This window comes from Leucobacter iarius, from assembly GCF_039530105.1.
Taxonomy (GTDB): domain Bacteria; phylum Actinomycetota; class Actinomycetes; order Actinomycetales; family Microbacteriaceae; genus Leucobacter; species Leucobacter iarius.
The window spans coordinates 348,542-369,960 of record NZ_BAAAOB010000001.1; the positions used below are offsets into that span (position 1 = coordinate 348,542).

General features: G+C 71.0%; 12 protein-coding genes. 3 read left to right on the forward strand and 9 right to left on the reverse strand.

Going from position 1 to position 21,419, the window contains the following annotated elements:
• Positions 1-11 precede the first annotated feature (11 nt).
• The 3 genes from ABD169_RS01560 to erm all read right to left on the reverse strand — a co-directional run bounded on the left by ABD169_RS01560 (position 12) and on the right by erm (position 3,036).
• Positions 12-1,337 carry an LCP family protein gene (locus ABD169_RS01560; protein ID WP_344028445.1) on the reverse strand — a complete coding sequence of 442 codons (1,326 nt, stop codon included), beginning with the start codon at positions 1,335-1,337 and terminating at the stop codon, positions 12-14.
• A gap of 79 nt (positions 1,338-1,416) precedes the next feature.
• The gene (locus ABD169_RS01565; RefSeq protein ID WP_344028448.1) at positions 1,417-2,169 is read right to left on the reverse strand and encodes a phosphatase PAP2 family protein; all 753 of its coding nucleotides are present in this window, start codon (positions 2,167-2,169) and stop codon (positions 1,417-1,419) included.
• 99 nt (positions 2,170-2,268) lie between these two features.
• Entirely contained in the window at positions 2,269-3,036 is a 768-nt protein-coding gene (gene erm, locus ABD169_RS01570; protein WP_344028451.1) for a 23S ribosomal RNA methyltransferase Erm, read from the reverse strand.
• Between the two features lie 281 nt (positions 3,037-3,317).
• Between erm and ABD169_RS01575 the strand changes: the two genes are divergently transcribed.
• Positions 3,318-5,732, forward strand: coding sequence for an HAD-IC family P-type ATPase (locus ABD169_RS01575; protein WP_344028453.1), 2,415 nt, complete (start codon positions 3,318-3,320; stop codon positions 5,730-5,732).
• 54 nt (positions 5,733-5,786) lie between these two features.
• Here the strand turns inward: ABD169_RS01575 and ABD169_RS01580 are convergent, their stop codons facing one another.
• From ABD169_RS01580 to ABD169_RS01590, 3 genes are all read right to left on the reverse strand, one after another.
• The gene (locus ABD169_RS01580; protein WP_344028456.1) at positions 5,787-7,253 is read right to left on the reverse strand and encodes a type II toxin-antitoxin system HipA family toxin; all 1,467 of its coding nucleotides are present in this window, start codon (positions 7,251-7,253) and stop codon (positions 5,787-5,789) included.
• Positions 7,253-7,543 (reverse strand): helix-turn-helix domain-containing protein, encoded by a 291-nt coding sequence (locus ABD169_RS01585; protein ID WP_344028459.1) that lies wholly within the window; start codon positions 7,541-7,543, stop codon positions 7,253-7,255. The genes ABD169_RS01580 and ABD169_RS01585 overlap by 1 nt, the downstream gene beginning before the upstream one ends.
• Positions 7,544-7,714: 171 nt before the next feature.
• Positions 7,715-14,935: a DUF5979 domain-containing protein gene (locus tag ABD169_RS01590; RefSeq protein ID WP_344028462.1), complete on the reverse strand. Its 7,221-nt coding sequence runs from the start codon at positions 14,933-14,935 to the stop codon at positions 7,715-7,717.
• Positions 14,936-15,099: 164 nt separating this feature from the next.
• Between ABD169_RS01590 and ABD169_RS01595 the strand changes: the two genes are divergently transcribed.
• Positions 15,100-15,378 (forward strand): hypothetical protein, encoded by a 279-nt coding sequence (locus ABD169_RS01595; protein WP_344028465.1) that lies wholly within the window; start codon positions 15,100-15,102, stop codon positions 15,376-15,378.
• On the opposite strand, the gene ABD169_RS01600 is transcribed toward ABD169_RS01595, so the two are convergent.
• Complete coding sequence (locus ABD169_RS01600; RefSeq protein WP_344028469.1) at positions 15,375-16,031, reverse strand: GntR family transcriptional regulator; 657 nt, start codon at positions 16,029-16,031, stop codon at positions 15,375-15,377. The two genes, ABD169_RS01595 and ABD169_RS01600, sit on opposite strands and share 4 nt — an antisense overlap.
• Before the next feature lie 156 nt (positions 16,032-16,187).
• On the opposite strand from ABD169_RS01600, the gene ABD169_RS01605 reads away from it, so the two are divergent.
• Complete coding sequence (locus tag ABD169_RS01605; RefSeq protein ID WP_344028472.1) at positions 16,188-18,158, forward strand: acyltransferase family protein; 1,971 nt, start codon at positions 16,188-16,190, stop codon at positions 18,156-18,158.
• 169 nt (positions 18,159-18,327) lie between these two features.
• Here ABD169_RS01605 and ABD169_RS01610 read toward each other — a convergent pair whose 3' ends face one another.
• Together ABD169_RS01610 and ABD169_RS01615 are read right to left on the reverse strand one after the other, a co-directional pair.
• Positions 18,328-19,566: a hypothetical protein gene (locus ABD169_RS01610; protein ID WP_344028475.1), complete on the reverse strand. Its 1,239-nt coding sequence runs from the start codon at positions 19,564-19,566 to the stop codon at positions 18,328-18,330.
• A gap of 326 nt (positions 19,567-19,892) precedes the next feature.
• Entirely contained in the window at positions 19,893-21,383 is a 1,491-nt protein-coding gene (locus tag ABD169_RS01615) for a hypothetical protein (protein WP_344028478.1), read from the reverse strand.
• Between the last annotated feature and the right edge of the window lie 36 nt (positions 21,384-21,419).

Below are 21,419 nucleotides of genomic sequence, written 5' to 3' on the forward strand. Positions count from 1 at the left end.
ACACGGCGGGCTCAGTTCACGCAGGGGCGGGTGCCGGGACGGATCGGCTCGTCCCAGGAGCCGTAGGAGGTGGGGCCCGAGGCCGGAGTCTTCGCGGGCGCCGCGGTCGGCGCGGTCGGGCTCGAGTTCGGCGCCGGGGCGGATCCGTCGGCAGCGGGCGCGCCCGGCTCGCCGGGCGCCGATGTCGGCGCCGGCTTCGGCGTCGCGGCCGGCGCCGTGCCGAGCAGCGATGCGGTCACCCGATGGATCTCCGCGAGGTCGACGATGTTCACGGCGGCCCCGTCGATCGTGCTGAACTCGACGATCGGCAGGGTGACGAACTCGATCCCGTTCTGTGCGGCCGTGCGGGCGATGTCGAGGAACCCGAGCACGTCGAAGCCGGTGTCGAGCGCGACGTGCGACTGGGTGACCCCGACGAGCTCCGTCACGGTCTTCGGGTCGGTCAGGGTGCTCTGCTGCTTCAGCTTGTCGGCGAGCGCCACGAGGAACGCCTGCTGGCGCCGCGCGCGGTCGAGGTCGGTCAGCTCGGGGCCGTCGACTCCCGTGTCTCGGCGCTGGCGCACGAAGCTCATGGCCTGCTGCGCGTCGAGCTCCTGCACGCCCGCCGCGAAGCGGGCGCCCGAGTAGCTGTCCTCCGTCGCGCGGTTCAGGCACACCGTGATCGGGGCGACCGCCTCGGAGACGTAGTAGAAACCGCCCATCGTCATCTCGACGAAGTGGTCGATGCGCACATCGCCGAGGAAGTGCGAGACGGTCTCGATCTGCGCCTGCCGCCCGGCGGCGCGCGCCTGCTGGTACTTCTCGTCCGGCGACAGCTTCTCGTCGCCCTGCAGCTCGTTCATGCGCTGCTGCATCGCGAGGCCGTACGCCTCCTTGATCTTCGAGTGCGTCACCCCGAGCGGGGCGCCGACGATCTCGGCGTAGTCGTCGCGCGGGATCGAGATCCCGACCGACTTCTTCCGGTCCTTGGGGATGTGGATCAGCATGAGCACGTTCGCGTTGTACCCGCCGTCGTCCTCGGTGCCTGCGTGCAGGGCCTCGTACACCTGCTTCGGCAGCGGTTTGCCCCGCTGGTCGACGCGGGTGTCCATGCCCATGATGAGGATGTTCTGCTCACCGGGCTCGGGCTTCTTCGTCGTGTGCGGCAGCGCGAAGTCCGAGCGCACGATCCCCTCGTTCAGGCTGCGCAGCACGAACGCGGCCGCCGCTCCGGCCGCGACGAGGAGCGCCGTCAGCGCGACCGAGATCGTGACGAGCAGGCGCTTCCGGCGGCTCATCCGCCGCCTGCGCGGGGCCGGGGCGTCGAGCGGCTGCGGGTTCCGGGGTCGTCGAGACATGCGTTCCGTCCGTTCCGTGGTTCGTGGCGGTGGGGCGGGTGCCGGGGCACCGGATGCGCGGGGCGCGCGACGTGCGCGGTCAGCGCGCGAATCGCGCCGCGAGCCGGCTCAGTGCGACGTCGGCGACCAGGATCCGCGCCGTCGGCGCCATCGCGAGCCCCCACACGACCGAGGCGAGGGCATCGCTCGGGTAGTGCAGGCCGTCGCTCACGACCGCGGCGCCGACGAGCAGGGTGAACGCGACGCCCCCGACGATCGCGACTCCCTCCCACCGGCTGTCGCGCAGCAGGAACCAGATCCCGATCGAGAGCGAGACGGCGAACGCCGTGTGCCCGCTCGGGAACGATCCGTCGGTCTGGACCTGGGCCGGGAGGTGCGTGAGCAGCGACAGATCGGGGCGCGGGCGATCCACGAGGATCTTGATCGCCGCGACCGGCAGCCAGGTCACCGCGATCGTGCCGCCGAACGCCAGCGCCGGGATCACGGAGCGCGAGCGCCACCAGACGAGCAGGGCGAGCGCGACGACGAGCACGACGGCCGGGACGGGGCTGAAGAGCCGGTAGATCGCGTCCGCGACGAAGCCCCAGGCCCCGACGTGATCCCGGTTGAACGCGGCCACGATCCCGGCGTCGACCGGGTGCGCACGCATCACGAAGCCGAGCGCGATCACGGCGGCGGCGACCACAGCGGTCGTGACGAACGCGACGGCGGGCCGCTGAGCCCGGCGCAGGATCCCGCGCTGCGCGCCGAGGCCCGCCCGGTCGTCCGGTGCATGCTGCGCCCGCGGTGCGCGATGCGCGCGTATCGGCTGCGTCGTGGTCGTCCGGGTCATCCGGATCCTCCCGTCGGTCGCGCAGTGCTCCGGGATCGGTGCACCGCGCAACCCAGCCTCCGCCGGCCCCGCCAAGGAACCTCCAAGGATTCTCCGGGGTCACCCCCGATGCGTCGCTCCGAAGAGCGCCACCCACTGCTCGGCGCTCAGATCCTTCGGGAGTCGATCCGGTGCGATACCGATCCGAGCTACACGCCGCGCGGCCTCGCGCCGGGGCAGACTCGTTGCGGCGGCGGCGATCGCCGCGATGCCCCGCCCGGGGCCGGTGAACACGCGATGCACGAACTCGCGGTAGGCGGCGCGATCCCGATCGTCGATCAGCGGCTGCGCCCGGCGATCCATGACCAGGATCCCGCCGTCGACGCTCGGAGCCGGGCGCAGCGCGGAACGATGCACCCGGCGGTCGACTCCGAACTCGAACCAGGGCCACCACTGCGCCGTCATCATGCTCGCGCCTCCGACTGCGGCGCGGCGGCGGGCGACCTCCCACTGGACGAGCAGCACGGCCCGGCTCCAGCCCGGCGCGTGCAGCAGTTTGCGCAGGATCGCGGTGGTGAGGTGGAACGGCACGTTGCCTGCGATGACGTGCGGGGTTCCGGGCAGCCGCCAATCGAGGAAGTCCGCGTGGACGACCCGGATCCCGGGCAGGGCGTCGCCGAGGACGGCGACGCTGCGCGGATCGATCTCGACCGCGGTGAGCGGACGATGGAGGCGGTGCAGTTCGCGCGTCAGCGCGCCCCGCCCCGGGCCGATCTCGATGATCGGCCCGGTCGAGTCTGCGACGAGCCGGGTGAAGGCGGCGATCGTCGGTCGGTCGGTGAGATAGTTCTGGCCGTGCTCATGACGGCCGCCACGATACGTGGGCATGGGAAAGCACTCCTGGGGCGGAAGATCTTCCGGGCGCGCGAGAACAGCCGCCCGGTTGGACCGAGGAGCGGCGGAGACGACGTGAGGGAGCGTCCGCCGCTACGAGCGGCGGATCCTGGTGATCGCGTGCGCTGAGATTCCCATATCGGACAGCCTAACCGCACGCGGCTCCCTCCCCGGTAGGGGGCGTCGGCGCGGCAGGTGGTACCCGAGTACCATCTTCGGCCGATCAGGTCGGATTTCCAGTCCGCAACGGGCCCGCGTTCCGTAGTCTTTTCCCCATGGAGCGGGTGATGGACGAGGTCGACGTCGAGCAGACGGGACTGACCTCGGAAGAGGCTGCCCTCAGGTTCGAGGCGGGCCAGGGCAATGTGTCGAGCGACGGTTCCACGCGCTCGCTGTGGCAGATCCTGCTCGCGAACGTGTTCACGCTGTTCAACGCGATCGTGTTCGCCGGCTTCGGGATCCTGTTCGCGCTCGGCCGCTGGCAGGACGCGCTCTTCGCCTTCCCCGCACTGTTCAACACCGTGATCGGCGTGGTGCAGGAGTTCAACGCCAAGCGCACCCTCGACCGGCTCGCCGTGCTCAACGCCCCGACCGCCCGGGTCCGCCGCGACGGCACCGACGCCGAGATCCCGCTGCAGCAGGTCGTGCTGGGCGACCTGCTCGTGCTGCACACCGGCGACCAGGTCACGGCCGACGCCCGCGTGGTGCAGACCGACGAACACGGACCGAGCGGCCTCGAGGTCGACGAGTCGCTGCTCACGGGCGAGTCCGACGCCATTCGCAAACGCCGCGACGACGAGGTGCTCTCGGGCTCCAGCGTCGTGAGCGGCACCGCCCTCGCCGAGGTCGTGCGGGTCGGCGACGACTCCTACGCGGCGAAGCTCACCAACGAGGCCCGCCGCTTCTCGCTCGTGCAGTCGGAGCTGCGCGGCAGCATCAACCGGCTGCTGAAGTGGATCGCGTGGGCGCTGGGCCCCATGATCCTGATCGTCGCGTACGGCCAGATCCAGTCGCACGGCGGTTGGGAGCGCACGCTCGAGACCGGCGAGTGGCGCGAGGCCGTGGTCGGCGCGGTCGCCGCCGTCATCGCGATGGTGCCGCTCGGCCTCGTGCTCGTCACGAGCATCGCGTTCGCCGTCAGCGCCGTGCAGCTGTCGCGCCAGAACGTACTGATCCAGGAGCTCCCCGCGGTCGAGGGCCTCGCCCGCGTCGACGTGCTGTGCCTCGACAAGACCGGCACGCTCACCACCGGCAAGATGGGCTTCGGCGAGACGATCGAGCTGCGCGAGGTCGCCGGCTGGCGCGGGATCCTGGGCCGCATCGGATCCGCGCCCGACGCGAACCTCACCGCCCAGTGCCTCGCCGAGCCCTTCGGCGGCGAGCAGGCACCCCGGATCACGGGCGAGATCCCCTTCGACTCGGCGCGCAAGTGGAGCGCCGTGATCGCCGGGGGCCCGGCCGAGCAGGGCGGCGGCACCTGGGTGTTCGGCGCCCCCGAGTTCGTGCTCGCCGATGCGCACGGCGATGCCGGGATCGAGAGCGTTCTGCAGCAGGCCGGCGAACTCGCCGAGGCCGGCAAGCGCACCCTCGTGCTCGCGCACAGCGCCGTGATCGACGGCCCCGCCGAGCATCCCGAGCTGCCCGCCGGCCTCGTCCCGGTCGCGCTCGTCACGTTCCACGAGCGCGTGCGCGAGGACGCGGCGCAGACCCTCGCCTACTTCCGCGAGCAGGGCGTCGAGGTCCGGGTCATCTCGGGCGACGATCCCCGCACCGTCGCGGCCGTGGCCCGCGAGGTCGGCTTCGACGCTCCCCGCGGGTACGACGCGCGCACGCTGCCCGAGGATCAGGACGCGCTCGCCGAGGTGCTCGAGACCGAGCGCGTGTTCGGCCGGGTCACCCCGCAGCAGAAGCGTGCCATGGTGCACGCGCTGCAGAGCCGCGGGCACGTCGTCGCGATGACCGGCGATGGTGTGAACGATGCGCTCGCGATCAAGGACTCCGACCTCGGCATCGCGATGGACTCCGCCGCGCAGGCCACCAAGGCCGTCGCCCGCCTCGTGCTGCTCGACGGCCGCTTCGACCGCATGCCCGGGGTCGTGGCCGAGGGCCGTCGCGTGATCGCCAACATCGAGCGCGTCTCGATGCTGTTCCTCACGAAGACGACCTACGCCTTCGCGATCGGCATCATCTTCGGGCTGCTCGCCTGGGCGTTCCCGTTCCTGCCCCGCCAGCTGTCGATCACCGACGGCCTCACCATCGGCATCCCCGCGTTCTTCCTCGCGCTCATGCCGAACGCCTCGCGCTACCGCTCCGGCTTCCTGCGTCGCTCGCTGACGTTCGCGATCCCCGCGGGCCTCGTCGTGACCGCCGGGCTCATCGCGCTGCGCATCGTCGGCCACGACATCGGTGCGACGGTGGTGCAGATGCAGTCCGCTTCGACGCTCGTGCTCGCCGGCATCGCGCTCTGGGTGCTGGCCGTGCTGGCCCGCCCGGTCACCGCGTTCCGCGCGGCCGTCGTGGTCGCCATGTACGCGGGCCTCGCGCTGATCTGGTGCATCCCGATCGTCGCGACGTTCTTCCGGGTCGAGTTCCTGCCCGCACCGCTCGCGATCGCCGTGCTCGTCGTCTCGCTCGTCGGCATGGTCGTCATCGAGGCGCTGCGCTTCTGGCACCGGCGCCGGGTGGAGTGAACCGGCCGCCGGGCGGGGGCCGGGTGCGGGACCCAGGCGTGTGCCACAGGCCCGTCAGTCGTCCTCTCTCTCCGGCTTCGCTGCTGATGCAGGCCTGCGGCGCCAGAAGCCGGGGACCCGTCTTCCACCGCGTGAATGCGGAGCGACCCACACGACCCCGCTTTCAGGTGCCGATAGTTCCGTAACTGGCGCGGGAGCGGCTGCGCCAGTCATGTCGATCCGCAGAGGTCCTCCGCCCAGCGTCGTGATCGCCTCGCGAGCTCGTTCCTGCTGCTCCTCCGAGAACGCGACGGACATCTCCGCGATCTCGCTCGACGACAGCCCGATCTCCTTGGCGACCGGTGCCCAGTCCCCGACCGCGCCCAGCACCTCGCTCAGCGCCTCGGCTGCCTGGGTCCGAGACAGACCATAAGTATCCGCGGTCTTCGCGAGCAGCCGGATGTCCCGGTCTCGCGGGTCGTCCTCGTCCGAAATCGGCCTGGATGACACGGTGCCGCGGCTCATCGACGGGTTGATGTCGAACGCCGGGCTGAGGCGCCAACCACCGTGCACCCGCAGGAATCCGTGGTTCCTCCAATGATCGTCGACGTTGTTGACCAGTACCGTCAGAGCAACTCGCTTGAACAGTTCGCGCAGCTGGGATCGATCGCCCCCGGTGTGCCGATCCACCGCGTCCGCGAGGTCCTCGTAGGTCACTCCCGAATGATCGCCGTCGTTGAGTTCCATGGCGGTCGCCGCAGACATGTATCCGACGCGGCTCCCAGTTGCGGTGCGGTCGAAACGCGTGAGGACCAGCGTCGATTTTCCTCCGACGGTTCGCATCAGACGCCCGCACTGCGCGTCGATGCCCGCGCGCTCCGCGAGCCGCAGCGCGACCATCTCCCAGGCCTCGCCGTCGTACCGCCCATCGCGGTCGGACGGGAACTTGACCAGCGCCAAGCGCCCCTCGAAGCGAATGGTCGCCTTCGGGCGGGCACCGCCCATCGTCGAGCCAGGGGCGCGCAGAAGCTCCAGGTCCTCGTCAGTGGCATCATGCGTTTCGAAGCGTGCAGCTGCGATCGCGAGACGGTCGATCGACCGTTCGGTGAGCGTGTCGGCGCGACCGACCTCCCCGAGCCAGGGTCCAACGCCCACCGGCCTGAACCGCAGTGCGCCGAGCCGGGTCTCATCGCTCGTCAGAGCGAGGTAGTCGAAGTCGCCGACAGGACGAGGAATCGACGATCCCTCCCGTCGGGCGACCGCGAGATCCGCGTTGATCAGCTGGCGGCCCCAGGAATCCGGGGTCAGATCACGGATCGCACCGAACAGACGGATGTCTTCACCCGAGATGATCGGGGCGCGGGACCAGGGGAGGCGCGGATCGATCTGGTACGACGACGGGTCCGCGAGGTATGTCGGCTCGTAGGAGAAGCTCGTGCTCGCCAGAGTCCGACCGCCCGCGAACCGGGCCTCGAGCCGCCCCGCAAGCCTGACAGCACCATCGATCTCGACATGCACCTCGAGCGCATCGTGCAGCCGCATCAGGATCGGGCCGCTCGTGCGATGGCGAGCGCGCGCCCCGATTCGGTGTCGAGCGGGTCGGCCCCGTTGACGAAGTGCTCGGCGAATCCCAACGCCGAAACCACTGCCATGACCGAGTCGAGCCGCGGCGACCCGGTACCCTCCTCCAGCGCGCGGAGGGTATCGCGGGTGACATGCGCCCGGCGGGCGAGCTCCGCGGCGCTCAGCCCCTGGAGCTGCCGCCAGGCACGCACGTGCTCGCCGAGCCGTTCAAGCTGACGACGGCGAGCCGGCGAGGTGCGTTTGACCATTGAGTCCTCATTCGATAGATGACTGCTATAGCTATCAGATTAGCACCCAAATGACGCGTATAACAGTCATATACTCGGATCGAGGACGCCCGGAAATCGCGGCGGGGCGGGGATCCTTCGGACCCCCGCCCCTCTGTCGGATCCGCTCCGGATCCCCCCGCGCTGCCGTGCCTACGACCTCCGCCTGCGCAGCAGCAGCACCCCGCCGAGCAGGGCGATGAGCGCCGCGGCTCCGGCGGTGCCGAGCAGGGTGCCGAGCGGTGCGCCCGTCACCGCGATCCCGTTCGCGCCGCCGCTGCCGCCCGGCTTCGGGGCCGAGAGCTCGAAGGTGTTGGTCGCGACGAGCGCGAGCGTCTGCGACGCATCGGAGCGCGCGATCACTGCCGCGTCCGCGTAGTCGCCGTGGCTGACGGTCGAGGCGCTGGCCCCGCCGCGGTCGGTCTCACGGATGAAGCAGTGCGCGCCGAGCGGCAGCTGCACCGGGTCGCCGTTCGCGTCGGCCACGGGCAGGGTCTGGCCGCCGCGGATCCGCAGGCTCGCCTCGTGCAGCGTGACGAGCGTGTCGTCGCGTTCCACCTGGCAGGTGGCGAGGATCGTGAACTGCGCGTCCCGCGCGCTCGGCAGCTCGGCACCGGGTCCGTCGAGGCGCTTCTCGACGGTGGCGGTGCCGGCCGAGAACACGTTGAGGAATCCGGCGGTCACCACCGACTCCGCGCCCTCCTGCTCGTCGGGGATCGTGACGCTCACGGGCGCCGGCGTCTCGTCGGCGCCGCCCGTGCCGGTCTCGGTGATCGTGCACTCCGCGCCGACGGGCAGCCCGCGCACCGCTTCGGATCGGATCGGCTCACCCGAGCCGTCGCCGCGCAGGGTCAGCGTGCCGTCGGCGATCCGTTCGTCGCCGAAGGTGCAGGCGTAGCCGAAATCGAACGGCCCGTCGGAGAACGTCGGCGAACCGGGGCCCGCGACCTCCTTGAGCACGTCGAAGGCGCCCGTGCGGAACTCGTTGACGACCGTCACCGCGGCCACGGGATCGTCCGAGTCGTCGCCGATCGTGACCCGGCCGTCGGCCGGATCCGTCGCGTGCTCGGTCGCGACGCCCGGATCCGTCTCGGCGACGGTGCACTCGGCGCCCGTGGGCAGGTGCTCGACCGTCCCGACGGGTGCCGCCCGCGACACCCGCACCTCCCCGTCGTAGACGGTCTCGGGCAGGGCCCCGGCGAGGGTGCACACGACCCGCACCGTGAACGGCCCGTCGCCCCAGCGCTCCGCGCCGGCTCCGGTGAACTCCTTGGTGATGCTGAGCGTGCCGGTGGTGAAGCGGTTCACGAACTCGACCGCGACCTGCGGCGTCGCACCCGAGACGACCCGGAAGCGGGCGATCTCGCCGGCTTCGGTGCGCGGCTCGTCCGAGTCGCCCGTGACCGTCGTGCTCGTTCCCACCGCGGTGCCCGTATCGGTCTCGGTCACGCGGCAGTTCGCGTCGGTCGGGATCCCCGTGATCGTCCGGGTCTCACCCGCCCGCAGCTCGAAGCCGCGCTGCGCCTGGGGCAGGACCTCCTGGCCGAGGTAGTCGCAGCTCGCCGCGAACGCGAAGCGCTGCGCGGTGCCGATCGGCGTGCCGTCCTGATCGACCGCGCCGCCCGTGTCCGCGATCTTGCGCACGGTGAAGCCGCCGGTCGTGTAGGTGTTCGTCACAGTGACGGCCGAGCGCTCGGTGTCGCCCCGGTAGGGGTTCCACACCGAGGCGTTCTGCGACAGATCCCGCTCGGCGACGACGCCGTTCGCCGGATCCACCGACACCGTCGCCCCGGCCGGTGCCGGGTCCTCGGTGATGCCGCACTTCGCGAAGAGGGGCAGGTTCACCGGACCGGTCTCGGCGTTGACGGGCACCGGCGTCCCGTCGCCCGGCACCGTCGTCCGGCTCGCGTCGTCGCCGTTCGCGTCGAGGAGCGACACGGGGGCGGTGCCCGAGACGCAGTCGGCGCGCAGGGAGAACGTGCTCGGCAGCTCGACCCCGGCGGGGAACCCGCCGCGCTCGACCGTCTTGCGCAGCTGGAGCTGCCCCGTGACGGTCGCGATGCCGACGCGCTGCGGTTCGAGCACCAGCTCGGGCCGCTCGGGTTGCGTCGCCGTCGAGACGGACCGGGAGGCGCCCGCGAAGGAGTTGTAGGCGACCGGAAGACCGTCGTCCACCGCGCTCTCGACCGGCAGCACCCACGGGGTGCGCGTATCGAACTCGAGCCGCAGCGTCTCGCCCGGTCGCAGGCCCGGCTTCGTCGCACGCGTCGGGTCGTCGAACCGGAGCACGACGAGCATCGAGCGGATACCCGACAGCTGCGCCTCGTCCGCGCCTGCGGCGAGCGGCTGCCAATCGAACCCGCAGGCGGGATCGACGGCCGCGCCCTCGGTGAAGTGCTCGATCGCGTTCTGGTTGCAGGCCTGGCTCTGCACGGAGGCCGAACCGAACAGCTCGAAGTGGCCGGCGGCAGCGTCCGCGAGCTCGCCCAGGTTGCTGCCCGCCGTCCCCGCGAGGGTGACGTGGAACCGGGACCCGCGTCCGCTCGACACGATCACGCCCTGATCGTTCACATCGGGCAGCGTGTCGACCGCCGCCACGACCCGTGCGTTCGCATTGCCCGTGTTCTGGAAGTCGAGCCGCCAGGTCGCGAGCCCGCCGGGGCGGGTGATCGGTGCGCAGGGGTACGAGGTGAAGCCGCGGTCGGTGAGGCCCGGCGTCGACGGATCGCACTCGGTGCCGTCGCCCAGCACGTTGAGCACGCCGAGGTCGTCGGCACCGGTCGCGGGATCGCCCGCCCCGTCGCCCTTGACCCACTTCTTCAGCGCGACGGAGGCGCTGGCGCGCGCGCCGATCGCGGTGTCGGCGGCGCAGGTCGCGACCTCGTGGGTGTCGAGGTTCGGCTTGAGGTCGGTCGTGGTCGACTGGCAGGTATCGAACAGGCGATCGGAGGTCGCCGAGACCCGGTTGTCGATCGTCACGTCGGGCGAGACGCCCGCGCGGAACTTCAGCGGGGTCTTGACGGTCAGGGTCCACCCCGCCTTGAACACGAACCCGGGGTCGGCGTTGACGATGTCGAGGATCCCCGTGCTCTCGTCGAGGCTGGCTGAGAATCCGGCTGCGCCGGACGGGGCGCCGGGGCCGCTGATCGCGAAATCGTACGCGGCCGGGGTCGGCTCGACCAGCGGCGAGCGCCCGTCGATCAGCCCGATCCGGTCGCTCACGCGGAAGCCGGTCATGTCCCACTGGCCGGTGTTCGCGACGGTGATCACGTAGGGGATGGTGGCGCTCGGGCTGACCAGCGGGTTGGTGCCGCGGGTCTTGGTCACCTTGATCGCGTTCGTCAGGTGCGTGACCGTGGTCTTCGCGGTGTCCGTCTTCTGGTCGGTGAACCGCTGGTCCGCACCGAACTGCGCGGTGCCGTCGGCGATGACGGTGTCGCTGATGACTCCGCGCTCGGTCTCGCCCGGGTTCGGGTCGAGGCCCGGTCGCGTGGTCGAGACGCGTCGCATCGGCTCGCTGCGCAGGTATTCGAGCCGTTCGGTCTTCAGCTCGTAGTTCAGTGTCGGGTTGAAGGGGCGCTCCCACTGCGCGGGTGCGCCGTTCTCAAGGTCCCGCGCCGAGAAGCGCACACCGACCACGTCGCCCGCCGGGACACCGGCCGGCAGGTCGAGCTGGGCCGTGCTGCCCGGCTGCACGTCGACCCAGTCGCCCGTCTTCCAGCAGTCCGACGACGCGTCGACGGGTGCCCCGTCGCAGACGGCGACGAGCACGCCGCCCTGCAGCTCGAAATCGACACCGGTCAGCACGTCCATGCGCAGCTGGTTGACCGGGCGCGGCACCCGGATGCTGACGCCCGTGTACTCCATGGTGTTCCAGAAGGTCGGCGTCGCATCGGTCAGGGTGAGCAGCGTGGTGCGCGCGCTGCCGAGCGGCTGGCCGGTGAGCGTGGTGCGGTAGGAGGTCGAGCCGTTCTCGGGAACCGTCCCGGGAGCGATGGTCTTCTTCGTGCGGATCGCGTAGTCGGCCTCGACCACGCGGAACTCGTCGTCGGCGGTCGCCTCTCCCGTGCTGCACCCGTCGGCCGGGCACGCGATCCTTCCGGGGCTGTCGATCGCGGCGTGCGCCTCGTTGAGGATCGATTCGCCCGCGGGGGTGATCCCGACCGCTCCGCCGGATCGCTTCTCGGCGCGCAGCTGCCAGGTGAGGTCGAGCACGCCGGTCGCGGCCGGCTCGATCACCGGGCTGCCGTCGGGCTTCGCGAACACGACCTCGATGCCGGTGACGTCGGCGAGATCGCTCGGGGCGAGGGCCTGCGCGGCTGCGACGGTGATCGGCGCTTCCGCGGTCGCGCCGCGGGTGAGCACGATGCGCGCATCGGCCGCCGCGAGTCCGGCGGGCGCGGTCACGCCGTCGACGGAGAACAGGTTCAGCGTGTCGAACGCCGTCGGCTGCGCCTGCGCGGACGCCGGGTCGCTGATCCGCATCGACGCGATGCGGACGGCCGAGTCGTTGCTCGCGGTGAGCTTCGCCGAGATCAGCGGATAGTCGGCGGGATCGGTGCCGGGCTGCGGCAGGCCGAGCTGGCTCTGATCGAACTCCTTCTGCAGCGACACGTTGAGCGGGCTGTCGATGATCGTGATGCGGTCGCCGTCGGTGCTCGTGCGATCGATGCCGGTCGCGGTGTTCACCCCGTGGGCGGCGACGGAGTTGTGCACGAGACCGGGCTCTCCCGTGTTGTAGCCGTACTCGTGGAACGTGCCCAGCGCGTACGCGCTCGGGTCGCTGCGCAGCGTGTCCCGGATCCGGAACACGAGGTCCAGGGGGCGGCGATCGTAGGATGCGCCGACCCCGGCTTCCGCGACGCGTTCGGAGTACGTGATGCGGATTCCGAGGGTGTCGCGCTGCTCGGCGGGCAAGAGGGAATAGCCACCGAACCTCCCCTCGCATCCGTTGGCGCACGCCGCGGAAGTGATGTCGACCCAGTCGTTCGCGCTCGCCGAGAAGCGCGAGACGGCGGTGATCCGATCGTTCTCGATCAGGGGATCGGAGGCCGGGGTCACGGGTGCGATGCGGAGGAGGTCGAAGGCGTCGTAGACGGACGTCGCGATGTTCGAGAGCTCGCCGGCCGCGGCCGGGTCGGTGATGGTCATGTCGGTGAGCTTGAGGCCCTGCGTGCTCCAGCCGATGCGCGCGGTGCGCTCCTCGCCGGACAGCGCGGGCACCGTGCCGTCGAGCCAGTGCTTGTCGACGAGGTCGGGGCCGGTGCCGTCGAGCGGGTGCACGCCGAGCGGCGCCTCGGCCGTGTCGGTCGCGTCGGGTTCGACGGCGTCGTCGTTGTGCACGGACGACTGCACGGTGTTGGTGAAGGTCTCGCGCCCGCTGTGCGCGGCAGTCACCTCGACGTCGAGGTTCACGAGCGCGGTGAAGCCGGGCGGCAGCGTGCTCTCGCAGGTCGGCCGGTATGCGAAGCGGATCCCGCCGGCGTCCGCGCGCACGCTCGCCGGGATGTCGACGCCCCACTTGGCCTGCGCACCCTGCACGTCGGTCGCGCCGACGAGCGGCTTCCAGGCTCCGTCGGCCCGCGACCAGATGCTGACGCTGAGCGCCACGCAGTTGGGGATGTCGGTGTCGTGGATCCGCACGGGCGCGAAGGCGTTCCAGAAGTCGCCGTCGGTCGCGGGATCCACCGGGTCGGTGAGGACGAGCTCGGTCGACCCGACCGTGGAGTCGTCGCTCACCTTGCCCGAGAGGGCGACGTTCGCGCGGGTGCCCGGGACCCCGTAGATGTCGGCGGGCGTGATCCGCTTCGACGCCTCGGTGCCGACGACGAGCGGCTTGACGGTGAACGGTGCCTCGGTGGCGGCGGAGCCGGTCTGGCCGAGCTCGTTCTCGACCTTCGTGTCGACGAAGTTGGTGCTGTGCAGTTCCGCCGTGGTCTTCACCGGCAGCGCCGTGACGCGCAGGGGCAGTGCCGCGTACGCCTCCGGCTGGATCCCGTCACCATCGGCATCGAACACGATGGTGAAGCCGTCGACGGTGCAGCCGCTCTGCGCGGCGGGCAGCGAGTCGACGCGAGTGGTGCGCTCGCTGGTCTCGGCGCAGTCGGTGTAACGGTAGGTGATGGTCGCGCTGCTCGCCGCGACCGGCCAGGCGAGCGCCTCGCCGAAACCGGTGAACTCGAGGCCCTGTGCCACGAGGCCGGGTTTGCCCGCCGAGGGCTCGGTGACGGTGAGGCGCTGCACGTTCTGCGCACCGTTCGTCGCGGTGATCGTGGCGACGGTGGGCTGGCCCGCGACCAGGGTGCTGTCGTCGAAGGTCTTGGTGATCGTCGCGTCGGGGCCGCTCGCCGAGATCGTGGTCTTCGCGTCTGCGGTGACGGGCTCGCTCGCCTCGCCGTTCTTCTCGACGGTGGCCTGCGCCGTGTTGGCGGCCTCGACCGATCCGCCCTCGGGGATCCCGGCGACGGCATCGGTCGTCTGCGTACGCAGCTTCACTTCACCGGCTGCACCGGGCTTGAAGGATCCGGTGAAGGTGACGCGCACGCCTCCGGCGCTGCCGATCGGGTTCGGCGGCGCGTTGGTCCAGGTGCCGGTCACCCAGTACTGCACCTCGTGACCGGTGGCCCCCGCGGGCTCCGTGACGTCGACGCCGACGAGTTCGAGGTTCGGTGCGAAGGCGAACGGCGGCGCGGCGGGATCCTGCATGACGATCGTGTCGACCGTCTGGTTCGAGGCGTTGCCGGGAGCGACCGTCCACTCGACCGAGCGGCCCGGCACCGCCGGAACGGTCGTCGGCGAGACCCGCTTCGAGACGGACGCCGCCAGCGTGGTGTCGACCCGCAGGGTGACGTCGGCCGAGGACTGCACTTCGGCGGCGTTGCCGGCGTCCGCCTTCGCCGTGTTCGTGATCTTGGCGCCGTTGAACTCGCCGCTGGTATCGGTGGGGACCTGCACGTTGACCGTCACGGTCATGGTGCCTCCGGCGAGCAGGCCGGTGTTGCCGTCGGCGTCTTTCTGCTGCGGCGTGACGGTGAACCCGGTGGTGCCGTCGAGCACCACGTCCGCGGTGCCGCCCGGAGCGACCGACGCGGTCACGGGGTCCGGGTTCGCGGAGTTCAGCACGAGGGGTTCGGGCAGCGCGTCGGTGAGCGCGGCGTCGAGGCAGCCCAGGTCGAGGGTGGACGAGCAGCCCACCACGATCTCGTACTCGAAGGTGTCGCCCGGCTCGAACACCGTCTGCTCCCCCACGAGCGACTTCTTGAGCTGCAGCACCGCGTTGTCGGCGGCGGACGCTGCCGTCGCACCGAGCGGCACCAGTGCCGTGAGCACCACGCTGAGCGCCGCCACGGACGCGAGCCATCGTCTACCGAGCATGTCTCCCCCAAAGAACTGCCGTCTGTTCAAGGGATCTTTCAGCAAAAGCTCAGCTCCCGGATCGCGATGTCACCCCGGGTGTCACCCTCCGCTTCGGCGGTGCTCCGGAACCCCTAGCGTTTTCAGCATTCGGCCGATCCGCGGCCGGCGAGGGGGACGGACAGATGTCGCACACCACTGGAGCACCGGCGAGCACGCCGGGGGCTGAATCGGAGTCGAAGGGCCTCTCGGCCAGGAGCATCGTCGCGATCGTGCTGCTCGTGATCGCCCTGCTGTTCGTCTTCTCGAATCTGGGCAGCGCGAGCGTGTTCTTCCTCGGACTCGCCCTCACCATGCCGGCCTGGATCTGGTTCCTGGTCGTCCTCCTCATCGGTGTCGCCGTCGGGTCGCTGTTCCCGTGGCTGCGTCCCCGGAAGTCGGGCCGGGGCGGCAAGAAGCGCTAGAGCGCCCGTCGCGAGCGCGCGCTCGCGACGACACTCGCTTCCGCGCCTGCGCAGCGGCGTTGCCCGGTGCCGAGTTCGACGAGCTGCGGGATCCCGGCGGCCGCGGCCGCCGATTCGCCCCGGTCGAGGTGCTCGGCCAGGCGTCCGGCGACGCCTCGGTACTCGACGTCCGCTCGCGCCCGGGCGAAGGTCGCCGCGTCGCGACGCAGCAGCGGGAGGATCTGCATGCCGACGATGCCGGCGAGCACCGGGTTTCGCTCCGCCTCGGCGATCTCTTCGACCACGCGGGCCAGGTGCTCGGCGCAGGCCTCGCTCGGCGCGATGCGCAGGTCGATCCCCTCGAGCGACTCGGGTCGGATGTCTGCGAGCAGCATGTGCAGCACCTTCGCGGTCGATCGATAGGCATCGGTGTCGACCTCGGAGACGCGGGTGTACCGGTTGGGCTGCGAGACGACGAGGCCCGCGAGCTCGAGCCGGCTGAACGCCTCGCGCAGCGTCGACCGGGACACCCCGAGCCACTCCTCCATCTCGGCGTTCGGCAGCGCGGTGCCGGGGGCGAGTTCGCCGCCGATGATCGCATCGGAGAGGCGCGCGTGGGCTTCGTCCTTGAGCAGCACTCGGCGCAGCGGCTGGGTCGTTGCCTGGATTGCCATGAAACCTCCGTGTGCGTTCGACCTCGGCCGTACGGCCGTCCTGAATGTGAGATCGAGGCTAACATGTAAGCGGTTCCCGCTCAACCCTTGCATGCAGGCGATAATTCTGCGATCCTTATGCATGTAACATGTTAGCTACGGGATCGGGAGACCGAGATGCACACCACGACCTCGCCACAGGCCGCGACTGCCCCGCGCCACTCGGTGCACCGGCGCAGCCGCCTGCGCAAGAGCCGCCCCGTCCCGCTGCCGAACACCTACTACCCCTCCGTCGACGGCCTCCGCGCGGTCGCGATCCTCTCGGTGCTCACGTTCCACACCGGGCTGTATGCCAACGGCCTGTTCGGCGTCGACGTGTTCTTCGTACTCTCGGGCTTCCTCATCACCCTCACGATGCTGCGCGAGCACCACCGCACGGGTGCGATCCGCCTCGGCACCTTCTACGCGCGCCGCGTGAAGCGCCTCCTCCCCGTGCTGTTCCTCGTACTCGGGCTCATGCTCTGGGCCGTGCTCGTGCTCGGCGATCCCGCCACCCGCGAGCGCTTCGTGCAGCAGGGGCTCGCGTCCCTCGTCTACCTCACCAACTGGGAGCAGATCCACGCCGGCCAGGCCTACTGGGAGGGCTTCGGCGCGATCAACCCGCTCGGCCACATGTGGTCCCTCGCCATCACCGAGCAGTTCTACCTGGTCTGGCCGATCCTGCTCTTCGCCGTGTTCATGATCGGTCGCCGCCGCAGCGGCAGCGAGGACTTCCACTTCCAGCGCAGCACCCTGCGAGCGAAGCTCGTCATGTGGCTCGCCCTCGCGGGCTTCGCGTTCGCCTCGGCCCAGCCTCTGCTCCGCTTCGACGGCAGCAACAGCGACCGCATGTACCTCGGCACCGACACCCACATGATGGGCCTCCTCGCGGGCGCCGCCGCGGCCGCGATCCACTTCCTCTGGGTGCAGCGGCGCGCCCTGCTCGCCGACCTCGGCGGCACCCCGCGCACCGCGACCGTCTGGCACCGCATCGCCATCACCGTGCTGTCCGTCGCGGCGCTCACCGCCATCGTGCTGCTGTCGCTGAACGCGCACAGCTACGAGCAGGCCTGGCTCTACCGCTGGGGCTTCGCCGCCGTCGGCGCGCTCACCGCGATCCTGATCCTCACCCTCACCTCGCCCGCCAACCTGCTCGGCCGGGTGCTGCGCCTCCCCGTACTCGTCGGCATCGGCAAGGTGTCGTACACACTGTTCCTTGTACACCTCCCCATCTACTGGCTCATCACCGCCGTCGAGCCGAGCAGCGCGCCCGTCGACCTGCTGATCCTCGGCGTGCCCTTCTCGCTGCTCGCCGCGGGCGCCCTGCACCACCTGTTCGCCGAGCCCATGCGCCTGCGCAGCTGGAAGAAGCTCGGCACGGTCGCGTTCACCGGCTGGATGGCGGCCACGATCGCCGCGTTCGTCGTACTGCCCCCGCTCGTGCAGCACCAGGGCGCCGGCACCGGCCAGACCTCCGTGCTCACCCTCGGCGACTCCCTCGCAAACGACTTCGCCTCCGCCCTCGCCCCCGTCGCGGGCGATGAGCTCACCGTGCACGACGGCGGCCTCGCCGGCTGCGGCGTCTCCGGCGCCACCGCGATGAGGACGGCCGTCGGCATCACGCAGGACGCCCCGAAGGGCTGCAACCCGTGGGAGCAGCGCTGGCAGACCCAGCTCGATCGCGTCGAGCCCGACGTGGTGCTCGTGAACGTCGCCTGGGACGCCGTCCAGACGAAGATCGACGGCCGGTGGGGCGACCTCACCGACGCCGCCCGCGCCGACGCCTACCGCGGCGAGCTGAAGCGCATGATCGAGGTCGCCGGATCCACCGGTGCGCAGGTCGTCGTCGCCGACGCCCGCCTGCACAACGCGATCATGACCGTCGAACAGGCGCACGCGTTCAACGCCCTGCTCGACGAGGCCCTCGCCGAGCACCCCGAGGTGCGCAAGCTGAAACTGCAGGATCAGGTCTGCACCGCCGACGCCTGCGCTGTCGCGACGGAGTCCGGCGAGAAGATGTACCTCGACGACCGCGTGCACTTCTCCCCCGCGGGCAAGGCGCAGATCGCACCCTGGCTGAAAGCGCAGATGCTGCGCGCGGCGGGGTAGGCCGGGCGGGGGCCTGGGCCTGGGCGCCTCCGCTCGGTGTTCCATGCCTCGATACCCTCGCTCAACGGTCGAGTGAACGCTTGTACACGAAAAACGAGCTCATTTCGTGTACAAGCGTTCACTCGACCGGGGCGGTGCCGGCGGTGAGGCCTCAGTGCCCGGCCCGGCGCTACCCGGCGGCGACGAGGGCGCGGATCGTCCAGCCCGACGCCGACGGATACCACCAGCCCGTCGCGCAGGAGGCCGCATCGCAGCTCGACGGGATCCCCCATCCGGGCGCGTAGCGGGCCGTGAAGTCGTCGATCATGGCGTGCGCGCCCGCCGGATCGCCCATGAGCGCGGCGGTCGCGGCGAACGTCGCGACCGGGCTCGCCATGCCGAAGCCGCTGCTGCGCCATCCGGGCCAAGCCGCCGTGACCGACTGCCACGCCCGCACCGCGCGGGCGTCACCCGACGGCACCACGCCGTGCAGCACCGGGAAGATCTGCGCCATCCCCTGCGGATAGAAGGCCCCGGTCAGCGTCGCCGCGTGCCGGTCGTAGTCGTTCCAGGTGCCGGTCTTGTCGTTCCACATGCGCAGGATCGCGGTGCGGGTGGTCTCGGCCCAGTGCTCCGCCGACGCCGCCTGCGCGGTGCGGCCGAGGGCGTGCTCGAGGCCGGCGAAGTCGCGGAGGCCGGCGAACACCTCGGCATTGTCCATCAGGTATCCGACGTTGTACGTCGAGGTCGCCTGCGTGAGCCCGCTCGATTTGCGCACCCCCTGCGGCGCGGCGTGCGTGAGCAGCGCGGCGACGTGCTCGAGGTCGCCGATGCTGCCGGCGACCCGCTGTTGGGCGGCCGGGTCGCCGCTGGCGTGCAGAGCTGCTGCGACGCTGAGCGTGGTCGCGGCATAGCTGTCGACGGAGTCGTAGGATCCGGTGGCGATCTCGGCGTCGCCCTGCAGCCGGTAGTCGTCGATCGTGTAGGCGAGGCCCTTCGCGTCGCCGGCGCGGTTGAGGTGGGCGAGCACCCAGTCGTACCAGCGCGTGGCTCCGACGACGGCGTCCGGGGCGGCGATGCCGGCCCGGGCGGCGGCGAGGAGCCCGAGGGCGGCTGAGTTGCCGAAGTAGGGATTGATGCCGCCGCTGCCGTGCATGATCGCGCCGCTGGCTCGCTGCTTCGAGAGGATCAGGGCGACGTGGGTCTGGATCTGCTCCGCCGAGGACGCGGGCTGCAGTGGCGCGGCCGGGATCGCGTGCGCCGCGGCCGGGACGGTGAGCCCGAGCGGGATCGCGGCGGCGAGCGCGGCGACCGCGAGGATCGCGGCGCGGTGCCTGCTGCCGGGCCGGGCGGCGACGGGGTGGCCGGCGTCGGGGTGGCCGGCGAGGCGGCGTGTGAGGATTCGGACGGGACGGTTCCGCTGATGCATGGAGGCTCCTTCGCCTCGCCCCGTCACCCGTCGGATGCGGGGATGATCGCACCATATCGATCGGGCGACGGGTCCCGTGTTCGGGTGAGCACGGGGGTGTCACCCGCTCCCCTGCTCCATCGAGGGGCGGCAAACCCGCCCTTCCCCGGCTGATTCGGCGCGTTTGCCTCCACTCGATGGTTGGTGCCGTGCCCGGGCGGGGCTCGACCTGGGCGGGCCCGGGCTGAGCGAACGGCAACGCCCGGTCCAGGAGATCGGAGCCCCAGGGCAGGGCTTGGATCCCGGGGGCCTGGGTCCAGGGTCCCCGACCCCGGGGACGTCCCCGCCTAGAACAGGTCGGGGTTCACCATCCCGATCACCATGAGTCCCGCGAGGGCGAGCAGGAGCCCGATCCCGTTGATCCAGAGCATGGTCGTCGCCAGCGCGAGCCCGCGCTGCCCGGACGCGGGCCGGCCGGACGCCCGTTGCCCGACACCGCGCCGGCCGGCGCCCGTCTGCTCACTCGGACCACCGGACTGCGCCTCGTCCGCCGCGCGGATCTGCTGGCGGGCGAGGACCGCGAAGACCAGGCCGAAGGGCGGTACGACGGTGAGCGCGGCGGAGAGGATCGCGAGGATGTTCCAGGGCGCTTTCGTCTCTGGTTCCGTCGGGCGGGCGGCGGCGCGTGCGCGGTCGAGGTGGGTTTCGATGCGGCTGACGACGAGGTGTCGCAGGAGCCCGCGGGGTTTCGACGCGGGTCGCTTCGCGAGGGACCGGAGCCCGAGCGCGATCGGCACCGCGACTTCGATGGTGAGGGTGAGCAGGGCGCGCGCGACGGGCGCCCAGCCGCCGCTCTCGCCTGCCAGCACGAGACCCTGCACCAGGTAGATCAGGATCGCGTAGATGGCGAGCACCACTGACACCGTGAGCATCACGGCCCAGGTGATCCATTCGCGGATGGCCAGGTACTGCGTCGTCTTCACCAGGAAGGTGTAGATGAATAGGCAGATCACGAGCTCGGCGATGATCATCGTCACCGTGAGGAACGGGCTCGGCTCGGACCCGAATACGCTGAGCGCGCTCACGACCGCGAGCGGCACTCCGATCAGCAGGACGCCCTGCCAGAAGCGTCGACTGCGGCTCGGCGCGCGGCCCCGGTCGGAGAATGTTGCGAGCCCGGCTTCGAGCTGCTCGATCCGCCTGCCGCGCGCGGCCTCCTGGAGGATCGCCTGCCGCGAGGAGGATCGGTTGGCCATTTCGGCGTCCGCGGCGATGAGGGCGATCAGCAGCGCGAGGAGGATGGGACCGAAGTTGCGGACGATGTCGATGCTGCCCGGGAAGTCGAGGTACTGCAGCGAGAGGTAGAGGCCGAGAGTCATGGATGCCGGGCCGATTCCGCCGGCGAGCGCGGAGAGGAAGTGCTTGCGGGCGAGGTCCCGCGGCGCAGGTGTTCCGCTGTTGCGCGGCGCGCGCACGGCGACCTGGAGGGCGACTGCGAGGGTCGCGAGCACTCCGAACGCGCCGATCGCGACGTCGGACGGGACCGGCGCCAGCACGATTCTGACTTTGCTCGCGTCATCGACCTGGCCGATCTCGAGAAGGAAATGGAGCAGGAAGGCGCCGAGGGTCACGACGATCGCGGTTCCTCCGCTCCAGAGCAGGCGGTTGCGGATGCCGAGCTGGTAGCTCTCGTGCTCCGTGGCGATCTCGGCTTCGCTCTCGGCTTCGAGGTCGGGGGTCGGGCCTCCGGGCGACGCGGTCTGCAGCGTGGGCGGAGGCGTCGGCTCGGACGATCGAGGCCGGGATCGGCGTCTCCGTTTGCGCGGGTGGGTGAACATGAGGGCTCCTCTCTCGGGGGTGAGTGGGTGCGTTGT